Annotated in this window: 16 protein-coding genes and 2 pseudogenes; 10 read left to right on the top strand and 8 right to left on the bottom strand. The window is 61.3% G+C overall.

Annotation, left to right across the window (positions count from 1 at the left end; genetic code table 11):
* Positions 1-8: 8 nt before the first annotated feature.
* Both ACW9I6_RS02995 and ACW9I6_RS02990 read right to left on the bottom strand, forming a co-directional pair.
* Positions 9-677 carry an acetyltransferase gene (locus ACW9I6_RS02995; RefSeq protein ID WP_457338860.1) on the bottom strand — a complete coding sequence of 223 codons (669 nt, stop codon included), beginning with the start codon at positions 675-677 and terminating at the stop codon, positions 9-11.
* Positions 662-1,078 (bottom strand): sugar 3,4-ketoisomerase, encoded by a 417-nt coding sequence (locus ACW9I6_RS02990; protein ID WP_457338859.1) that lies wholly within the window; start codon positions 1,076-1,078, stop codon positions 662-664. The genes ACW9I6_RS02995 and ACW9I6_RS02990 overlap by 16 nt, the downstream gene beginning before the upstream one ends.
* 445 nt (positions 1,079-1,523) lie before the next feature.
* Here ACW9I6_RS02990 and ACW9I6_RS02985 point away from each other — a divergent pair.
* Positions 1,524-2,350 (top strand): annotated as a pseudogene (locus ACW9I6_RS02985) (urea carboxylase-associated family protein).
* Between the two features lie 19 nt (positions 2,351-2,369).
* Here ACW9I6_RS02985 and ACW9I6_RS02980 read toward each other — a convergent pair.
* Positions 2,370-2,537, bottom strand: coding sequence for a DUF2897 family protein (locus ACW9I6_RS02980; RefSeq protein WP_008437727.1), 168 nt, complete (start codon positions 2,535-2,537; stop codon positions 2,370-2,372).
* A 109-nt stretch (positions 2,538-2,646) separates the two neighbouring features.
* Positions 2,647-4,011, bottom strand: a complete 1,365-nt coding sequence (gene eat / locus ACW9I6_RS02975) for an ethanolamine permease (RefSeq protein ID WP_003218757.1) — start codon at positions 4,009-4,011, stop codon at positions 2,647-2,649.
* A gap of 311 nt (positions 4,012-4,322) precedes the next feature.
* Between eat and kdpF the strand changes: the two genes are divergently transcribed.
* The 6 genes from kdpF (at position 4,323) to ACW9I6_RS02945 (ending at position 12,342) form a co-directional block, all read left to right on the top strand.
* The gene (gene kdpF, locus ACW9I6_RS02970) at positions 4,323-4,412 is read left to right on the top strand and encodes a K(+)-transporting ATPase subunit F (RefSeq protein WP_003218754.1); all 90 of its coding nucleotides are present in this window, start codon (positions 4,323-4,325) and stop codon (positions 4,410-4,412) included.
* A 9-nt stretch (positions 4,413-4,421) separates the two neighbouring features.
* Complete coding sequence (kdpA, locus tag ACW9I6_RS02965) at positions 4,422-6,119, top strand: potassium-transporting ATPase subunit KdpA (protein WP_177008082.1); 1,698 nt, start codon at positions 4,422-4,424, stop codon at positions 6,117-6,119.
* Between the two features lie 24 nt (positions 6,120-6,143).
* Positions 6,144-8,201: a potassium-transporting ATPase subunit KdpB gene (gene kdpB / locus ACW9I6_RS02960; protein WP_177080484.1), complete on the top strand. Its 2,058-nt coding sequence runs from the start codon at positions 6,144-6,146 to the stop codon at positions 8,199-8,201.
* Positions 8,202-8,268: 67 nt separating this feature from the next.
* Positions 8,269-8,814 carry a potassium-transporting ATPase subunit KdpC gene (gene kdpC / locus ACW9I6_RS02955; RefSeq protein WP_087693688.1) on the top strand — a complete coding sequence of 182 codons (546 nt, stop codon included), beginning with the start codon at positions 8,269-8,271 and terminating at the stop codon, positions 8,812-8,814.
* A 143-nt stretch (positions 8,815-8,957) separates the two neighbouring features.
* Positions 8,958-11,609, top strand: coding sequence for a DUF4118 domain-containing protein (locus ACW9I6_RS02950; protein WP_457338858.1), 2,652 nt, complete (start codon positions 8,958-8,960; stop codon positions 11,607-11,609).
* Positions 11,610-11,646: 37 nt separating this feature from the next.
* Positions 11,647-12,342: a response regulator gene (locus tag ACW9I6_RS02945; RefSeq protein ID WP_003218747.1), complete on the top strand. Its 696-nt coding sequence runs from the start codon at positions 11,647-11,649 to the stop codon at positions 12,340-12,342.
* 128 nt (positions 12,343-12,470) lie between these two features.
* On the opposite strand, the gene ACW9I6_RS02940 is transcribed toward ACW9I6_RS02945, so the two are convergent.
* Positions 12,471-13,508 (bottom strand): patatin-like phospholipase family protein, encoded by a 1,038-nt coding sequence (locus ACW9I6_RS02940; RefSeq protein ID WP_087693690.1) that lies wholly within the window; start codon positions 13,506-13,508, stop codon positions 12,471-12,473.
* 217 nt (positions 13,509-13,725) lie between these two features.
* Here ACW9I6_RS02940 and ACW9I6_RS02935 point away from each other — a divergent pair, with 217 nt between their 5' ends.
* The 3 genes from ACW9I6_RS02935 (at position 13,726) to ACW9I6_RS02925 (ending at position 15,748) form a co-directional block, all read left to right on the top strand.
* Positions 13,726-14,004 (top strand): hypothetical protein, encoded by a 279-nt coding sequence (locus ACW9I6_RS02935; protein ID WP_003218744.1) that lies wholly within the window; start codon positions 13,726-13,728, stop codon positions 14,002-14,004.
* Between the two features lie 80 nt (positions 14,005-14,084).
* Positions 14,085-14,849: a CHAD domain-containing protein gene (locus tag ACW9I6_RS02930; RefSeq protein WP_457338857.1), complete on the top strand. Its 765-nt coding sequence runs from the start codon at positions 14,085-14,087 to the stop codon at positions 14,847-14,849.
* Between the two features lie 101 nt (positions 14,850-14,950).
* Complete coding sequence (locus ACW9I6_RS02925; RefSeq protein WP_457338856.1) at positions 14,951-15,748, top strand: acyl-CoA thioesterase; 798 nt, start codon at positions 14,951-14,953, stop codon at positions 15,746-15,748.
* Positions 15,749-15,767: 19 nt separating this feature from the next.
* Here the strand turns inward: ACW9I6_RS02925 and ACW9I6_RS02920 are convergent.
* The 3 genes and pseudogenes from ACW9I6_RS02920 to ACW9I6_RS02910 form a co-directional block, all read right to left on the bottom strand.
* A pseudogene (locus ACW9I6_RS02920) lies at positions 15,768-16,025 on the bottom strand (terminase); the annotation flags it as partial.
* 108 nt (positions 16,026-16,133) lie between these two features.
* Positions 16,134-17,615 carry a methyl-accepting chemotaxis protein gene (locus tag ACW9I6_RS02915; RefSeq protein ID WP_177068723.1) on the bottom strand — a complete coding sequence of 494 codons (1,482 nt, stop codon included), beginning with the start codon at positions 17,613-17,615 and terminating at the stop codon, positions 16,134-16,136.
* Positions 17,616-17,711: 96 nt separating this feature from the next.
* Positions 17,712-18,518, bottom strand: coding sequence for a TatD family hydrolase (locus tag ACW9I6_RS02910; protein WP_003218739.1), 807 nt, complete (start codon positions 18,516-18,518; stop codon positions 17,712-17,714).
* Positions 18,519-18,681 lie beyond the last annotated feature (163 nt).

Here is an 18,681-nt window from a genome sequence, read left to right as displayed (position 1 = left end):
CTCAATACCTACAGTTTAACTTTAAGACTGCTTTTCTTCGGCAGCATCTGCGCAGGCGAACCATAATAAATGCGCTCGGGCTCTGGCAGGTTTTTATTGACGAGGGTGCCGGACGCAATCACACAGTCTTTGGGAATGCTGATACGATCATTCAGTGTCGAGTTGACGCCTAAGAAACAAGACTCGCCGATATCGCAGTAGCCCGACACCACAACGTGCGAAGAGAGAAAACAGTTGTCATTGATCCGTGAGCGGTGCCCAATGTGGTTGCCGCTCCAGAGGATCACATTGTTCCCAATCGACACGAACGGCTGAACTGTATTGTTCTCGAAGATAAAGCAGTTTTCACCGATTTGCGCATTGTGCCACACGAACGCACGTGAACTGATGTAGCTAGCGCACGTGTAGCCTTTGGACTTGACCACCTCGTAGAGGCGAGTCCTCAGCCGATTGAGTTGCGAAGCCGGTATGGCGACGAAAACCTGATATTCGGCGGGTGGGAACGTGGCTTCGAGTGATTCCAACTCTACGATAGGGAGGTCATAAAGCGTGGTGTTTTCGAGGTATTCCTTCTCGACGGAAAAAGCACAGACCTGGAGGTCAGAGTCATGTGTAAAGTACTCATAGGCAATCATGGCAAATTCACCTGCCCCAACGATTATCAGTTTTTTAGACATGCTTGCTCCTCAATGAAAGTTTCGTAAGATCTTATATAGTCGGACTCTTCGTAGTGCTCACTCGCCAAGACCAGTAATACACAGTCAGGACTGAAATCGTGCATTTCTCGCCATACCATACTTTCGATAATTAGGCCGCGGGTAGCGCTGTGCATGATTGTTTCTTCGCGAACAGTCCCGTTATCCAGAATCATTTTGCATGTTCCGGATACGCAGATTGCAATTTGCTTTAACTCTCGATGGGCATGAAACCCTCTGCTGATGCCGGGGGCCGTAGCGTAGATGTAGTAAACACGCTTTATCTCGAAGGGGATAATCTTGTCGACGCCCACTTCTATAGCAATTAATTCTCCCCTGTTATCGCCCAGTCGCTCAAAATCCAGCCATTTGATCAATTCCATTTCACCCTCCTTGCCTTATGATTTACGCTATCTACCCGCACTGACGAGTCATGATACTTAGGCAAATAAATTCATTATTTATAAGCGTGCATAACACTTAACTATCAAGGGCATCACATTCACCGCTATGATCCCGTTCGCAATTGGCACACAAACCGCGTAGTTGCGAAGAGTCGGTCCATTCAGCTTCAGCGCCTTTCATCGAAACGGACTCTCCAGTCATCGGTGCTCCTGCGCGGATCGACAAAGTGGCCCTAGACTGAAGGCCCATGGCATAGCTTTAAAAGGGTCGATTATGCCACGCGGTATGGTAAATACCCATACAAAAGCGATTGCCGACCGCACTTTAAACCGCCCAGTCCGGGTACTGCAGAAAATGTTTTCAACATTGGCACGAGTAGTGATTATTTCCTATGCAGAAAATTCCCAAGTCGAGGCACCTATCATGAGCAAAAAATATCCAGCGGCTTGCCAGGTCAGCAAGGGTTCAGCCTTGTAAGTCAATACGGCTTTCTACGAGCGCATCCGTGTCCGTGCGGATCAATGTACGTTGATCAAGCAATTCGAAATGCCGATTCGCACGAGCAGGGCGTGGAAAGTCCCCCCGGCATGTGTTCCGCGTTACCACACCTGCTGGGTCGCCGGTCGGTGACTTCAACGCTTGGAATGCCAATGATCCACGTGAATGCTTATGGGCGGCTCGCACGCGCCAGCTACAAAGCGCAGACAGCACTCCTGATGCCCTTTCTACTCCCGTTTGTGACCATCACCAATGACAGCCTGGCGAGCTATGGCATCGAAGAGTGCGGCGGGGGCCTGCACGATTTACTCGGCATGCGCTGCGATTTCTATGTGAATCGCATGCTGACCGGCGAAGATTTTCATCATCACTGTCACTCCGACTTGACCCGCGCCGCCCTACAGTCCGACCGAACTCGATGTGCATGACGTACTGAATATTTTCCAGTGCGTGCACCTTAATCACGACAACATGTACTTCATGAGAGCCTGTCCAACACTGAAGGGCGACTACCTGGAGTTTTTTGCCGAGATTGATTTACTGTGTGCGCTCTCGAAATGCCCGGGCGGGTATTTGTTATTGCCTGGGTGGGGCCGGACGCGCAGGCCCCACTGATAGTGCGCCGCCCATTGGTTATTAAGATTTATCGCCTGGAGGATGAGCGGCCGAATGGCTGGAGCCAGCCTGATCGTGCCGCCTTTGCCTATAAGGAGCAGCACGATTTGCACATTGCCAAGGCGGACTTGGAGTAAAGAGTGGGAGTAAATGGGCTCAACGATCCTGCGCATCCTTGGCATCCGCTTGGGCATTTCGCTCTGCCACGCGCTTGCGTTGTTCATCGGTCAATTCAACCTTGTTGGCGCTGTCTCGCAGCATCAGCAAACCACCGACGATCGAACCGATCGCGACCACTAATATCAACCAGGCATACCACGGCATAGGGCTCTCCTTGAGGCAGCAAACCGTGGGGATTTCCCCACGGTAATAGCTGCTTTGAGTTACGGGCTTTCTTAGTAGTTCATTGTAGGCCCGTTCTGCCCCGGTAACCTTAAAGCCCGGTCAACATCGCATCTGCCGGCGCATCGGCGCGGTCTTGCGCGGTCAGTTGGAAGTACACGAACCCCACCACCATGAAGCCCAGGAAGATCAGGCCGATCAGCGCGTTGAACCACGCCATCGCCACCAGGCACACCACGGCCAGTACCAGCGCGATCCCCGGTACGATGGGATAACCCGGTGCGCGGAAGGTGCGTTCCAGCAGCGGTTCGGTCTTACGCAGTTTGAACAGGCTGAGCATGCTCATGATGTACATGACGATGGCACCGAACACGGCCATGGTGATCATTGCTGCGGTCAGGGTCATGCCACCCAGGTTGATCAGTCCATCGCTGTAGATGGCGGCGATACCAACGATGCCGCCAGCGATGATTGCCCGGTGCGGCGTCTGAAAGCGCGACAGTTTGGCCAGGAAAGAGGGCAGGTAGCCCGCGCGGGCCAGGGCGAAGAATTGGCGGGAGTAACCGAGGATGATCCCGTGGAAGCTGGCCACCAGGCCGAACAGGCCGATCCACACGAGCATGTGCAGCCAGCCCGAGCTGTCGCCGACTACGGTTTTCATCGCTTGAGGTAGCGGGTCGTTGATGTTCGACAGGGTGCGCCAGTCGCCGACGCCGCCGGCAAAGAACATCACGCCCATCGCCAGGATTACCAAGGTGAGGATGCCGCTGATGTAGGCCTTTGGAATGGTGCGCTTGGGATCTTTCGCTTCTTCGGCGGCCATGGCGGCGCCTTCGATGGCGAGGAAGAACCAGATGGCAAAGGGTATCGCCGCGAACATTCCGGCAATCGCCGGCGCGCCGAAGGTGTCGGAGCCGGCCCAGCCGTTCAGGGCGAAGTTGCTGAAGCTGAACGCGGGCGCGACTACGCCCATGAATACCAGCAACTCGGCGACGGCAAGCACGCATACCACCAGTTCAAAGGTCGCCGCCAGCTTCACGCCGAGGATGTTCAGGCCCATGAATACAATGTAGGCGCCGACGGCCGCGTGTTTCGGATCAAGGGCCGGGAATTGCACATTCAGGTAGGCGCCGATGGCCAGGGCGATAGCGGGCGGGGCGAACACGAATTCAATCAGCGTCGCCAACCCGGCAATGAGTCCGCCTTTCTCACCAAATGCCCGGCGGCTGTAGGCAAACGGGCCGCCCGCGTGGGGAATTGCAGTGGTCAGTTCGGTGAAACTGAATATAAAGCAGGTGTACATGGCGGCGACCATCAATGAGGTCACCAGGAAGCCCAGCGTACCCGCCACGCCCCAGCCATAGCTCCAGCCGAAATATTCCCCGGAAATCACCAGCCCGACGGCGATGCCCCACAAATGCAGGGTGCCCAAGGTGGGTTTGAGTTGTGTGTTCATCGTGTAACGCTCCCTGAACGGTTTGGAATGTTTCAGGGCATTGCAGCGGACATGCCATTCATCAATGCCATGTCGTAAAGGCGCCGAACTGTCGCCGAGGGGACGGTTTGACGTTTGAATACGCTCTGGGCCTGCACCAGATAAGGGCGCTGCCTACAGGAAACGCTCACAAATCCCCCCGTAAACCCCGCATAAATCCACTCTTTACGCCGTCTTTACGCCCCACCCATACCGTCGCTCTCGTTCCTTTACGCCACTCCTGCGGACAATCCTCCTACACGCGGCAGTCGCCGCACGACGGAGAAACTTCCATGAGCGTTCTGGACGGGGTGTCACTGCTGTTGGCTGTGGCGCTGTTCATTTATCTGCTGGTTGCGCTGTTACGCGCGGATCGGAACTAGGAGCAGGCTATGCACAGTTATGACTATTGGCTGATCATCGCCTTCTTTGCCTTGGTGCTGATTCCGGCACCGGCCCTGGGGCGGTTCTACTACAAGGTAATGGAAGGGCAGCGAACCTGGCTCACGCCGGTGTTCGGCCCGGTCGAGCGCGTGTGCTATCGCCTTTCGGGTGTCGATGCAGACCAGGAACAGAGCTGGCAGAAATACGCGCTGGCGTTGCTGGCGTTCAACCTTGCCGGTTTCGTGCTGCTGTTCGCGATCCTGCTGTTCCAGGAATACCTGCCGCTGAACCCGCAGAAATTGCCGGGTCAGGAATGGACCCTGGCGTTCAACACCGCCATCAGTTTCATGACCAACACCAACTGGCAGAACTACAGCGGTGAAGCGTCCCTGAGCTACCTCAGTCAGATGGTCGGCCTCACCGTGCAGAACTTCGTCAGTGCCGCCACCGGCCTCGCCGTACTGGTCGCGTTGTGCCGTGGGATCGGTCGCAAATCCACCAAGACTTTGGGCAACTTCTGGGTCGACATGACTCGCGCCACGCTCTACGGCCTGTTGCCGTTGTGCCTGGTGTTCGCGTTGTTCCTGGTCTGGCAGGGCGTGCCACAAACCTTCGCTCACTATGTGAACGCGGTCACCATGCAGGGCGTTGACCAGGTCATCCCACTGGGCCCGGCTGCCAGCCAGATTGCGATCAAGCAACTGGGCACCAACGGTGGTGGCTTCTTCGGCGTCAACTCGGCGCATCCGTTCGAAGACCCGACTGCCTGGGCCAACCTGTTTGAGCTGGGCGCGATCATCCTGATTCCGGTGGCGCTGGTGTTCACCTTTGGCCACTACGTGAAAGACCTGCGTCAGAGCCGGGCGATCCTCGGTTGCATGCTGGCCCTGTTCATCATCGGCGGTGCTACCGCGATGTGGGCCGAGTACCAACCCAACCCGGCGCTGAACAACCCGGCGGTTGAACAGGCCGCGCCGCAGGAAGGTAAAGAAGCGCGCTTCGGCACCACTGGCACCGTGTTGTGGTCGGTGGCGACCACCGCCGCGTCCAACGGTTCGGTCAACGGTATGCAAGACAGCCTCAACCCCCTGAGCGGGATGGTGTCGCTGGTCAACATGATGGTCGGCGAAGTGATCTTCGGCGGCGTCGGCGCCGGCATGTACGGCATGTTGCTCAACGTGTTGATCGCGGTGTTCCTCGCCGGTTTGATGATTGGCCGTACACCGGAATACCTCGGCAAGAAACTCCAGGCCAAGGAAGTGCAGTTGCTGGTGGTGACCTTGCTGGTCATGCCGGTGGGCACCCTGGTACTGGGCGCCATCGCTGCGACCCTGCCGGGCCCGGCCGGCGCCATCAGTAACCCTGGCCCCCACGGTTTCAGCCAGTTGCTGTACGCCTACACCTCGGCCAGTGCGAACAACGGTTCGGCGTTTGGCGGCTTCAGCGCCAACACCACGTTTCACAACCTGATGATGAGCCTGTCGATGTTGCTTGGCCGCTTCGGCTACATCCTCCCTGTACTGGCCCTGGCCGGCAGCCTGGCGATGAAGAAGACCGCACCGATTGGCCAGAACAGCTTCCCGACCCACGGCCCGCTGTTCGTGACCCTGTTGACCGTGACCATTTTGCTGGTGGGCGGCCTGACCTTCCTGCCGACGCTGGCACTTGGGCCTATCGCTGAACATTTGAGCATGGCTGCTTTTTAAATGAAGAGCCTAGGGGATATGAAAATGAACTTGCCTGCAAAAAACGCGGCTCCCGTGAAAACCCAGGAGCCAGCCAAGACCGCAATGTCGGCCCTGTGGCGCCCGGCGCTGGTCCAGGCGTTCGTCAAGCTGGACCCGCGCCAGCTGCAACGCTCGCCGGTGATGCTGGTGGTCGAGCTGACCGCGATCCTCACCACCATCCTGTGCTTTGTGCCGGAGGTGGCCGTACCGACCTACGTCTCCGTGCAAATCGCCGTGTGGCTGTGGTTCACCGTGCTGTTTGCCAACTTCGCCGAAGCCTTGGCTGAAGGCCGCGGCAAGGCCCGCGCCGACAGCCTCAAGGCCGGCAGCGAGGGCCTCAGCGCCCGCCGCAAGGAAGCCGACGGCAGCTTCAAGGTCGTGCCGGCCACCAGCCTGCGCAAAGGTGATGTGGTACGCGTGGTCGCCGGGGAAATGATCCCGGGTGACGGCGAAGTCATCGAAGGGATTGCCGCGGTCAACGAAGCGGCAATCACCGGTGAATCGGCCCCGGTTATCCGTGAATCCGGCGGCGACCGCTCGGCCGTCACCGGCAACACCCGCCTGGTCTCGGACTGGTTGATGATTCGCATCACCGCCAACCCGGGCGAGTCGACCCTGGACCGCATGATCGCCCTGGTGGAAGGCGCCAAGCGCCAGAAAACCCCCAACGAAATCGCGCTGGACATCCTGCTGATCGGACTGACGCTGATCTTCCTGCTGGTGGTGGTGACCCTGCAGCCGTTCGCCCACTTCGCCAATGGCAACCTGCCGCTGGTGTTCCTGGTGGCGCTGCTGGTCACGCTGATCCCGACCACCATCGGCGGCCTGTTGTCGGCCATCGGTATTGCCGGTATGGACCGCCTGGTGCGCCTCAACGTGATCGCCAAGTCCGGTCGCGCGGTGGAAGCGGCGGGGGACGTGCACGTACTGCTGCTGGACAAGACCGGCACCATCACCTTCGGTAACCGTCGCTGCACCAACGTGATCGCCGCGCCGGGTGTCAGCGGCAAGGAACTGGCCGAGGGCGCGCTGCTGGCATCCTTGGCGGACGACACGGCCGAAGGTAAGTCCATCGTCGAATACCTGCGCGGCCAGCACCCGCAAGCCGAGCCGTCGACGGATGAGCTGACCTCGGTACCGTTCAGCGCGGAAACCCGCCTGTCCGGCGTCGACTACCAGGGCCGTGTGTTCCGTAAGGGCGCCGTGGATTCGCTGTTGGCGTTCATTGGCCTGCAACGCCGCGACCTGCAACCGGCGCTGTCGCGGGAAATCGACAAGATCGCCCAGAGCGGCGGCACGCCATTGCTGGTGTGTGCCGACGGCAAGTTGCTCGGCGCGATTCACCTCAAGGACGTGGTCAAGCCCGGCATCCGCGAACGGTTTGCCGAGCTGCGCAAGCTGGGGATTCGCACCGTGATGGTGACTGGCGACAACCCGCTGACCGCCGCCGCGATTGCTGCTGAAGCCGGTGTGGATGACGTGCTCGCCGAAGCCACCCCAGAGAAAAAACTCGCGCGCATTCGTCACGAACAGAACGATGGTCGCCTGGTTGCGATGTGCGGCGACGGCGCCAACGACGCCCCGGCGCTGGCCCAGGCTGACGTCGGCATGGCAATGAACGACGGCACGCAAGCCGCCCGTGAAGCGGCCAACATGGTCGACCTCGACAGCGACCCGACCAAGCTGCTGGACGTGGTGCAGATCGGCAAGGAATTGCTGGTGACCCGTGGTGCGCTGACCACCTTTTCCATTGCCAACGACGTGGCCAAGTACTTCGCGATCCTGCCGGCGCTGTTCGCCTCGATCTACCCGCAACTGGGTGTGCTCAACGTGATGCACCTGCAAAGCCCGCAGAGCGCGATCCTCTCGGCCATCGTGTTCAACGCGCTGATCATCGTGGTGCTGATCCCCCTGGCGCTGCGCGGTGTACGTGTACAGGCGGCGAGTGCGGCGGCGTTGCTGCGTCGCAACCTGCTGATCTACGGCCTGGGCGGGATCGTGGTGCCGTTCGTGGGCATCAAGGCGATCGACATGCTGTTGACCGCGCTGCACCTGGTTTGACTCGATGCCCGCAGGTACCGGCAAACCGGTGCCTGCAGGTTGCAATGACCGAATTGAGGAATTTGAAATGTCCAACATTATCCGCCCGGCCCTGAGCCTGCTGGTGTTGATGAGCCTGATCACCGGCGTGGCCTATCCCCTGGTTGTTACCGGCGTGGCGCAAGTCGCGTTCCCTGACCAGGCCAACGGCAGCCTGGTGCACGATGCCAGCGGCAAGGTTCGCGGTTCGAGCCTGATTGCCCAGGATTTCACCGGTGACGGCTGGTTCCACCCACGGCCATCTGCCGGTGCGTTTGCTACGGTTTCCAGCAGCGCCAGCAACCTCGGCCCAAGCAACCCCGCACTGGCCACTCGTGTATTTGACGATGCCAGGAAAATGCTGGTGCCAGACCAGGGACCGGTGCCGATGGCATTGCTGACTACCTCCGGCAGCGGTCTTGATCCACACTTGCCACCGCAGGCAATTGCCTATCAACTGGCCCGGGTAGCCGCCGCACGTAATCTGCCGGTGGCGACCCTGCAGCGCTTGATGGACGAGCACATCGAAAGCCCGCTGGTGGGGCCGCCGGTGGTGAACGTGCTGGCGTTGAACATGGCCTTGGAAAAACTGTAAGCCGTGGCGCCGCTTTCGCGAGCAAGCCCGCTCCCACATTCGACTGAGTTTCACCTTTGGAATGCGGTCAAATGTGGGAGCGGGCTTGCTCGCGAAGGCGGACTCAAGAAACCCACATCAACACCTGAAGGAAGACCGCCCGCATGAGCGACTCCGGCCGCGCCGATGCCCTGTTAGCCGATCTACCCCGAGACGGCCGTGGCCGGCTCAAAGTCTTCCTCGGCGCCGCGCCCGGCGTGGGCAAGACCTACGCCATGCTCCAGGCTGCCCACACCCAACTGCGCCAGGGTGTGCGGCTGATCGCCGGCGTGGTGGAAACCCACGGCCGCGCCGAGACCGAAGCCTTGCTCAGCGGCTTGCCACAACAGCCGCTGCTGCGTTCCGAATACCGCGGCGTGATGCTGGAGGAAATGGACCTCGACGGCCTGCTCGCCGCCAAGCCCAAACTGGTGCTGGTGGACGAACTGGCCCACAGCAACGCCCCCGGCAGCCGCCACGAAAAACGCTGGCAAGACATTCAGGAATTGCTCTCGGCGGGCATCAACGTCTTCACCACGGTCAACGTCCAGCACCTGGAAAGCCTCAACGACCAGGTGCGCGGCATTACCGGCGTGCAAGTGCGCGAGACCTTGCCCGACTGGGTCTTGCAGGAAGCCGATGAACTGCTGCTGATCGACCTGCCATCCCGGGAACTGCTGGAGCGCCTGCGGGACGGCAAGGTCTACGTGCCGGAACAGGCCCGTGCTGCCATCGATGCCTTCTTCACCCAGACCAACCTCATGGCCCTGCGCGAGCTGGCGATGCAAACCGCCGCGGCCCATGTCGACGATGACCTGGCCCAGGGTTATCGCCAATTGGGCCAGGCCGCACCGGCTGTGCGTGGCCGCTTGCTGGTGGGCGTGGACGGCGATGCCCAGGCCGAACGCCTGGTGCGTCATGCCAGCCGGGTGGCCCAGCGTCGGCATCTGCCGTGGAGCCTGGTGCATGTGGATAACGGCCGGGTGCGCGATGAACAATCGCGCCTGCGCCTGCAAAACGCCCAGCAACTGGCCGAGCGTCTTGGCGGTGAAGTGGTGTTGCTGCGAGCGGGGGAGGTGGCCAAGACCCTGATCCAGCACGCCGCCGAGCGTCGCGCCAGCTTGATTCTGGTGGGGCAGTCCCGGCCGCGCTGGCGGCGCAATCTGTTTGGTGGCGGCTTGGCGGCACGCCTGCTGCGCAATGCACGGGGCCTGGAAATCAACGTCCTCGACAGCGACGAAGTTCCGGCCCCTCCGCGCCTGCCGGATGTGCGTGGGCTGGTGTGGTTTGACTATGCCCTGGCGGTGGTGGCGACCGTGATCGCGGCCGCAGTCGCATGGGGTGTCGCCAGTGCCTTGCCGTTGCCGAATATCTCGCTGGTGTTCCTCGCCGCCGTATTGCTGGTGGCGGTGCGCAGTAGCCTGGGGCCGGCGTTGGCGTGTGCGGCGCTGTCATTCCTGAGCTACGACTTCCTGTTCATCCCGCCGAATTTCTCGTTCGCGATCCAGCGTGAAGAAGACGTGCTGACGCTGTTGTTCTTCCTGCTGATGGCGGCGCTCACCGGTAATCTCGCTGCACGCCAGCGCCGGCAGTTGCAGGCGCTGCGCGATACCCAGGAAGAAACCACCGAGCTGCTCGACCTGTCCCGCAAACTCACCGCCGCCACCGATCGCCAGGCAGTGATCAGTGCCGCCGCGCATCATCTGGAAGGCTGGAGCGACCTGCAATTGTGCCTGCTCAACCGCGACGGGCAGGGCGACTGGAAGGTCGAGACCGGTGGCCCGATCACCTTTACCGAAGCCGAACGCGCCGCCGCCGACTGGGCCTGGCAGCACGATCAGCCGGCCGGCATGGGCACCGGCACCTTGCCGTTCGGGCGCTGGTGGTGGTGGCCGTTGTCCAGCGAAGAAGGTCCGTTGGGTCTGCTGGGGGTCAGCCCGAAGGCCGGGCTTGAACTGAGCGGCCAGCGCCGTCGCCTGCTCACGGCCTTGAGCCAGCCCTTGGCCCAGGCCCTGGCCCGTGCACAACTCGGCCAGGAGCTGGAAGCCGCGCGCCTGCACGGCGAAACCGAGCAATTGCGCAGCGCCTTGCTGGCTTCGGTGTCTCACGATTTGCGCACACCGCTGACCTCCATGCGTGGCAGCATCGACAGCCTGCTGGCCCTCGGCGAGGCGATTCCCCTGGAAGATCGCCGGGAGCTGCTGGAAGGCACTCGCGATGAGGCTGAGCGCCTGGATCGCTACATCCAGAACCTGCTGGACATGACTCGCCTGGGCCACGGCGCCCTGAAGCTGGCGCGGGACTGGGTGTCACCCGGCGATATCGTCGGCAGCTCCCTGGGCCGCTTGCGTGCGGTATTGGCGCCGCTGCAGGTGATCACCGACGTGCCGCCCGAGCTGCCGCTGCTCTACGTGCATGCCGCGTTGATCGAGCAAGCACTGGTCAACGTACTGGAAAATGCCGCACGCTTCTCGCCGGCACAAGGCCGGCTGAAACTCAGCGCTGGCGTGCAGGATAACCAGTTGTTTTTTGCTGTTGCCGATGAGGGACCGGGGATTCCCGAGGAGGAGCGGGCGAAAATTTTCGATATGTTCTACACCGCCGCCAGGGGGGATCGCGGCGGGCAGGGCACCGGGCTCGGCCTGGCGATCTGCCAGGGCATGGTCGGCGCCCACGGCGGGCATATCAGCGTGGCCGACGGCATTGAGGGCCGTGGCACCTGCATCACTTTATTCCTGCCATTGCAGGCCCAGCCTGGCCTGGAAAGCGAACCTTGAGCTACCCTCTTTTCTTCACGGATTTTGATTGGACACCATGAGCCAGACTGCGACGATTTTGGTCATTGACGACGAACCGCAGATCCGCAAGTTCTTGCGTATCAGCCTGGCCTCCCAGGGCTACAAAGTGATCGAGGCCGGCACCGGCAACGAAGGCCTGGCGCAGGCCGCCTTGAGTAAACCGGACCTGCTGGTGCTCGACCTCGGCCTGCCGGACATGGACGGCCAGCAGGTGCTGCGCGAGTTTCGTGAGTGGTCCACGGTTCCGGTACTGGTGTTGTCGGTGCGAGCCAGTGAAGTGCAAAAAGTCGAGGCGCTGGACAACGGCGCCAATGACTATGTGACCAAGCCATTTGGCATCCAGGAGTTTCTTGCACGGGTGCGGGCGTTGTTGCGCCAGGCGCCGGCGGGGGAGGCCCAGGAAGCGGCACTACGTTTTGGCCCGCTGACGGTAGACCTGGCTTATCGGCGGGTGCTGCTGGACGGTGTCGAAGTGGCGCTGACCCGCAAGGAATACGCGGTACTGGCGCAACTGGCGCGGCATCCCGGGCGGGTGATCACCCAGCAGCAACTGCTCAAGGATATCTGGGGCCCGACCCATACCGAAGACAGCCATTACCTGCGGATTGTGGTGGGGCATCTGCGCCAGAAACTGGCGGATGATCCGACCCAACCACGGTTTATCGTGACTGAGGCCGGTGTTGGGTATCGGCTATTGAACACCGAAGCCTGAAGCGTTAGCTCACCTGTGGCGAGGGAGCTTGCTCCCGCTGGGCTGCGCAGCAGCCCCAGAATCCTGGGAGCGCTTCGCACTCCAGCGGGAGCAAGCTCCCTCGCCACACAAGCCCTGCTTATCAAACCTCAGTGTTGCTCGCTCTCGTAACGATCCAGCGTATCGCTCGCGATCTCTCGCCCCAGCGCGATCAACTCCGGCGCTTTGTAAAACTCGAAAAACCGGCACACGCGCTTCGGCACGTTGATCAGAATATCCGGCGGATACCCGGCGATCTTGTACTGCGCCAATGACGTCTGCATCACCTCAAAGCTCTGGTTGATCAAATCCAGCAGCGATGCAGGCCCCACGTTATCGATGATGAACGAGCCGGTCGCCGACTTTGGCGCCCCGGCCTTTTCCGGTGCCGCCGCCGGTTGTTGCGCCTCGGGTTCGGCAGAGTCCAGCCACGGGTTGATGTCGGCAGCCTGGGCCAGCAGCGCTTCCTGTTCCAGCATCAACAACTGCTCGGCCTGCTTGCGCCGAAACGGCAAGTGCGAACCCAGTGAACGCACCAGGTTGTCGAAGCGGCTCCTGAACGCCGGCGGACGCTGGATCACCGGAAGCTTGTAGTGCTTCTGGTTGGTGGAGTTGAGGTTGACCGCAATGATCAGGTCGCAGTGGCTCGACACCACCGGCACGATCGGCAGAGGGTTCAGCAAGCCGCCGTCCACCAGCATGCGATTGCCCTGCATCACCGGGGTGAACAGGCTGGGAATCGCCGCCGAGGCCCGCATGGCCTGGTGCAGGCAGCCTTCCTGGAACCAGATTTCCTGCTGGTTGGTCAGGTCCGTGGCCACGGCGGTGTAGGGAATGCGCAGGTCTTCGATATTGATCTCGCCGACGATCTTGCGGATCTGCCCGAACACCTTCTCGCCACGGATCGCCCCCAGGCGAAAGCTCACGTCTACCAGGCGCAGTACGTCCAGGTAGTCGAGGCTTTCGATCCAGTTTCGGTACTCTTCCAGCTTGCCCGCGGCATAGATCCCACCCACCACGGCGCCCATGGAGCAACCGGCAATGCAGGCGATGTCGTAGCCGCGTTTTTCGATTTCCTCGATCACGCCGATATGGGCGTAGCCCCGGGCGCCGCCGGAGCCCAGCACCAATGCAACACGTTTCTTCATGACCTGATCCTTCGCAAAACAGGTGACCACAATGCACCCATCGAGGGGCGCGCTTCAATCATCACTGTCACAACCGATTATTTTCGCGAGCGGGCCACCACGCTCGGGTATGCTCTGGCAATCGGGACTGCGGATTCAGGCAGTCGGATAAGGCACTTTTCGGTGTAGGCAACGTCTACACCTGTGACTGTTTTTTCTTTTCTTGAGGTGTCATTTGATGAAAGCCTGGATGTGTGTGCCTGTGATCGTGTTGGCCCTGGCCGGTTGTGCCGGGAAAACCGCTTATCGCGACAGCTGCGGCACGCAACTGGATGCTGCGTGGCACGAGCTGGACCTGGCCAAGGCCGAAGGTTTCGCCGGCACCGTGAGTTACTCCAAGGCTCTGTCGTTGTTGACTGGCGCCAAGACCCAGCAGCAGTTCGAAGCCTTCGAAGGCTGCTCGACCAAGGCCGAGAAAGCCCGCTTCTATATTCGTGAGTCGCGCGCCGGGCGCTAACCCCGCGTAGCAGTTGTCGAGTGCAACGAGGTTGCGTCGGCGGCCTCAAGCCCGAAGGTTTAATCATTGAGGAGGAAAGGATGTCAGCCTTGGTCGATCAGCTAGTCGCTCAGGTCATCGGCCTGGAAGTTGGGTTACTGAGCTGCCAGGCGCGCCTCGCCGCCGTCACGGACGACGAGGCCCTGCACGATCTGCGCACCACGGTGCGGCGCTTGCGCAGCCTGTTGCGGCCATTGCGCGGGTTGCCCGGTGTCGAGCAGCTCGAGGCGGCCGCCAGTGCCGTCGGCCAACTGACCACGCCATTTCGCGACCGCGAAGTGCTGGCGGCGTACCTCCACCAACACGGCCATCATGAGGCGGCCGAGCGGCGTATCCGGCAACAGCCGGCCACCTACCGCTCGGTTGCACAAGGGCCTGAGCTGGCGCAACTGCTGTTGATCCTCGAAGCATTCCCCCGCTTTATCCGCGCCTCCCAACGGCAGAAATTGCTCAATGGCCTGCGCACGCGCATTGAAAAACGCCTGGCCAAGCAATGGAAGAAGCTCGGCGAAGCGCTGCACGACCCCAACCACGACCGTCATCGCCTGCGCCTGTTGATCAAGCGCGTGCGTTATGCGGCCGAGGCTTATCCCGAGCTGAACAAGCTACCGCCCAAAGCCATATCGCGTCTCAAGGCGGCCCAGGGCGCCCTGGGTGATTGGCACGATTGCTGGCAATGGCTGGCGCAAGCCGGGCACGAGCCCGATTTGCAGGCGTGCGTGCCTGGTTGGCACCGCACCATGGCCGAGGCGGAAGGGCAGGCGGATCGGGTTTTGGATAAGTTGAACGCCGACTGCTTCGCTTGACCCTGCGACCTATCTGTCCGGGATTTTGGCCGGAATAGGCGCTGCGTGGTGTAGGCCGGCTGGTTAAGATCCCTCAACTCCTTTTTCAAGTTGAGACCGCCATGCGCTTTAGTGATTTGCTCGACGCTGTCCGCAGCCACCCGTTGGACGTTTCGATCCCGGCCGAATGGGCCCAGGGCCGCGCCAGCTTTGGCGGGCTGGTTGCGGCGTTGGAGTACGAGGCCTTGCGGGCGAAGGTCCCGGCGGATCGCCCGTTGCGCTCACTGGCGATCACCTTTGTGGGCCCGGTGGCGCCGGACGTGCCGGCCCGCTACGATGTCGAAGTGCTGCGCGAAGGCAAGGCCGTCAGCCAAGTGCTGGGACGTGTGGTGCAGAACGGTGAAACGATGACCCTGGTGCAGGCCAGTTTTGGCGCATCACGGCCTTCGCAGATTGACGTCGCCGCCGAACCGGCGCCCACCTTCAAGCATTGGGATGAATGCCAGGAGTTGCCCTACATCAAAGGCGTGACGCCGGAGTTCATGCGCCACCTGGCGATGCGCTGGAGCGTCGGTGGCCTGCCGTTCACCGGCAATACATCCCGGGAGATGGGCGGCTGGGTGCGCTTGCGTGGCGATGTAAAAGAAGAGCCGCTGACCGAAGCGCACATCCTCGCGCTGGTGGATGCGTGGCCACCGTCGGTGTTGCCGCACCTGAAACAACCGGCGGCCGGCAGCACCCTGACCTGGACCATCGAATTTGTCCAACCGCTGCAAAACCTGAGCACCCTGGACTGGTGCCAATACCTGGTCCACATCGAGCACGCCCGCGATGGCTATGGTCATGCGGCTGCGCAGTTGTGGAGCCCCGACGGCCAGTTGATCGCTATCAGCCGCCAGTCGGTGGTGGTGTTCGCCTGAGTCCTCAGACCAGCAAGTGTTGATCGCTGGAGGCGTCGCTGCCGCGTGCCTCCAGGCGGCGACCGTGATGCTGCAATCCAAGGGCTGCCAGAATGCCGACGATACCGATGGCGGCACTCGCCAGGTTCTCGCTGAACACGCCCGATGCCATCAACAGAAAACCGATGACCAGGAGTGGCAGCGCAATCAGCTGCAACACTTGATTGGTCCCGTGCTGGTGATTTTGCGGGTGGGTGCGCCATTGCCAGGCGGGGATATTTGGATGACGTTTGCCCATGATCGTGATTCCTCTGTCCGTTGAAACATCTTGAGCAGAGTTTAGGTCGGGCAGGGTGGGGCCGCGAATCAAGGATGGCTATGGGGGCCATAGCCACCCCTTCAGGGGTTAAAGCCGCAACTGGCCGATGGCCTTGCTCAGTTCCCCGGCCAGGGTTGCCAGCTCATTGCTGGTGGTCGCCGAGTCTACCGTCTGCTGCACGGTGTTTTCGGTGACGTCCCGAATGCTCACCACCGCCCGATTCATTTCCTCGGCCACATGGCTTTGCTGCTCGGCAGCCACGGCAATCTGCGTGTTGCTCTCGCGCATCTGCGCCACCGCGCCGGTGATCTCGGCGAGGGCAATCCCGGCTTCTTGAGCCTGTTGCACACAGTCGTCGGCCTTGAACGAGCTTTCCTGCATGAAATCCACCGCGTCCCGGGTGCCGGCTTGCAGGGCGGACACCATGCGGGTGATTTCATCGGTGGAGCTTTGCACCCGCTTGGCCAGGTTGCGCACTTCGTCGGCGACCACGGCAAAACCCCGGCCCATTTCGCCGGCGCGGGCGGCTTCGATGGCGGCGTTGAGGGCCAGCAGGTTGGTCTGTTCGGCGATGCTGTGAATCACCCCGACCACGCCATTGATTTTCTGGCTGTCCTCGGCCAGCTTCTGGATCATTTCGGCGGTCTGCTGCACGCCGGTGGACAGCCCGGCAATCGAGCGCTGTACCCGGCTGACCACTTCCTGGCCGCTACCGGCGAGAGTATCGGCCGTCTGGGACAGGTCGCGGGTGGCGCCGGCGTGCTGGGCGATGTGGTAGACGGTGGCGGTCATCTCGTTGATCGCCGTGGCGGCCTGGTCGGTTTCGCTTTGCTGGCCGAGCATGCCGTGCTGCACCTCGTTCATGCTGCTGGCCAGGCGTGCGGCGCCGTCGTCCAGTTGCCTGGCGGTGCGCGCAACCGTGTTGACCACCCGTTGATAACCCGCCTGCATCGCGTTGAAGGCGCTGGCCATCTGCCCGACTTCATCCTTGCAGGCCAGAGGGACGCGGGCCGAGAGGTCGCCGGTTTTCTCGACGTGCAGCATCACGTCTTTCAAGGTGTTGAGCTGGCTGAGGAGAAAGCGGATCAGCAGCTGTGAGGCGCCGAGCATGGCCAGCATCAGAATCATCACCGCTACGGCGTAGTTGGCGAAGCGTTCTTCGAACACTTGGCTCAAGCTGGGCCCGTAGGCCAGCACGGCGACCTGTTGACCGTCGGCACGGCTGATTACTTCGGCGCCCATCAGCGGGTTTTCGCCGAACAGTGGCATGTGATTGAAATCCACCCAGCCACTGGCGTTGGCCAGGGCTGACAGATCTTCGTCGCCCAGTTGTGGGACTTTGCCCCTGGCAAACGTCAGCCAGTGCTCGCCCTTGGGCAGTGGCTGGCCGGCGGGCCAGGCACCGAGCAAGCGCCCCTGGGCTTGCGCCGACGCCTGCGCGGCCTGGCTGCGGGCCTGTTGTTCGAGCTGCACGGCGTACAACACCAGCAGCAGGGTAGTGATGAAGGCGACCGCGTTCACGGCCCAGAATTTGTACTTCAGCGAGATGTTGCTAAGCCAGGCACCCATGGAAGGTTTTCTCTGATAGCGGAAACAGCATTGGCAAGGTGCCATTATTGTGCCGCTATCGGGATGCCGGGTTTTGATATGGGTCAATGCGCCGCGTCAATCCGGCACAGGCAATCCAAAAAAGGCGCGGGCACAGGCGGTGCTGTGTTGCGCCAGGTCTTCCACGGTTTCTTCGCGGTGCAACGCGACCTCCCGTAGGACTTCCGGTAAATAGGCGGGTTCGTTGCGACCGTTTTTCGGCTTGGGCCGCAGGGTGCGAGGCAGCAGGTAGGGCGCGTCGCTTTCCAGCATCAGGCGGCCCCGGGGGATTTCCCTGACCAGCGGATGCAGGTGCGTCCCACGGCGCTCGTCACAGATCCAGCCGGTGATACCGATATGCAGGTCCAGGTCGAGGTAGCTGAACAGCGCCCGCTGCTCGCCGGTGAAGCAGTGCACCACGGCGGCCGACAGGTGATCGCGGTAGTCCCGCAGGATTTCCAGCAGGCGCTGGTTGGCGTCACGTTCGTGGAGGAATACCGGGAGCTTCAACTCCACGGCCAGGGCCAGGTGTTCTTCGAGGACTTTTTCCTGCTGGGGGCGCGGGGAGAAATCCCGGTTGAAATCCAGCCCGCATTCACCCACCGCACGCACGCGACTTTCCTTGAGCAGGCCCCGCAGGCGCCTGGCGCTTTCGGCGTTCCAGTCACTGGCAGAGTGGGGGTGAATGCCGGCGGTGGCGAACAGGCGTTGGCCACTTTCGTCCAGTTGCTGGCACAGCTCCAGGGCCTGTTCGCTGCCGTCGACACTGGTACCGGTGAGCACCAATTGGCTCACCCCGGCGGCGTAGGCACGGTCGAGAACGGCCTGGTGCTTTTCGTCGAAACTTGGGTTGGTCAGGTTGACGCCGATATCAATGAGTTGCATGGTGCTACCTCCGCCTGCGGTCGGAAAGCATATCAGAGCTGTAGATTTATAAGAAAAGCCAAGAACTACAACGAGTTAAAGCTGTCTTTGAAAGTCGCAAGTAACACCGTGTTTGGTTTGTCGCCATCTGCCGTGCCACCCTTGCGCCCAAAGCCTGCGCTCA

The sequence above is a fragment of the Pseudomonas sp. SDO5522_S412 genome (genome assembly GCF_054071215.1).
This window is presented reverse-complemented; position numbering and strand designations above follow the sequence as displayed.

Bases quoted from the DNA above. Each gene is read 5' to 3' on its own strand.
- ACW9I6_RS02980 (WP_008437727.1), bottom strand. From the start codon at position 2,537: ATGCCGTGGTATGCCTGGTTGATATTAGTGGTCGCGATCGGTTCGATC.
- kdpF (WP_003218754.1), top strand. From the start codon at position 4,323: ATGAGCGTTCTGGACGGGGTGTCACTGCTGTTGGCTGTGGCGCTGTTC.
- ACW9I6_RS02930 (WP_457338857.1), top strand. From the start codon at position 14,085: ATGTCAGCCTTGGTCGATCAGCTAGTCGCTCAGGTCATCGGCCTGGAA.
- ACW9I6_RS02940 (WP_087693690.1), bottom strand. From the start codon at position 13,508: ATGAAGAAACGTGTTGCATTGGTGCTGGGCTCCGGCGGCGCCCGGGGC.
- ACW9I6_RS02990 (WP_457338859.1), bottom strand. From the start codon at position 1,078: ATGGAATTGATCAAATGGCTGGATTTTGAGCGACTGGGCGATAACAGG.
- ACW9I6_RS02945 (WP_003218747.1), top strand. From the start codon at position 11,647: ATGAGCCAGACTGCGACGATTTTGGTCATTGACGACGAACCGCAGATC.
- ACW9I6_RS02910 (WP_003218739.1), bottom strand. From the start codon at position 18,518: ATGCAACTCATTGATATCGGCGTCAACCTGACCAACCCAAGTTTCGAC.
- kdpB (WP_177080484.1), top strand. From the start codon at position 6,144: ATGAACTTGCCTGCAAAAAACGCGGCTCCCGTGAAAACCCAGGAGCCA.
- eat (WP_003218757.1), bottom strand. From the start codon at position 4,011: ATGAACACACAACTCAAACCCACCTTGGGCACCCTGCATTTGTGGGGC.
- ACW9I6_RS02915 (WP_177068723.1), bottom strand. From the start codon at position 17,615: ATGGGTGCCTGGCTTAGCAACATCTCGCTGAAGTACAAATTCTGGGCC.
- kdpA (WP_177008082.1), top strand. From the start codon at position 4,422: ATGCACAGTTATGACTATTGGCTGATCATCGCCTTCTTTGCCTTGGTG.
- ACW9I6_RS02925 (WP_457338856.1), top strand. From the start codon at position 14,951: ATGCGCTTTAGTGATTTGCTCGACGCTGTCCGCAGCCACCCGTTGGAC.
- ACW9I6_RS02995 (WP_457338860.1), bottom strand. From the start codon at position 677: ATGTCTAAAAAACTGATAATCGTTGGGGCAGGTGAATTTGCCATGATT.
- kdpC (WP_087693688.1), top strand. From the start codon at position 8,269: ATGTCCAACATTATCCGCCCGGCCCTGAGCCTGCTGGTGTTGATGAGC.
- ACW9I6_RS02950 (WP_457338858.1), top strand. From the start codon at position 8,958: ATGAGCGACTCCGGCCGCGCCGATGCCCTGTTAGCCGATCTACCCCGA.
- ACW9I6_RS02935 (WP_003218744.1), top strand. From the start codon at position 13,726: ATGAAAGCCTGGATGTGTGTGCCTGTGATCGTGTTGGCCCTGGCCGGT.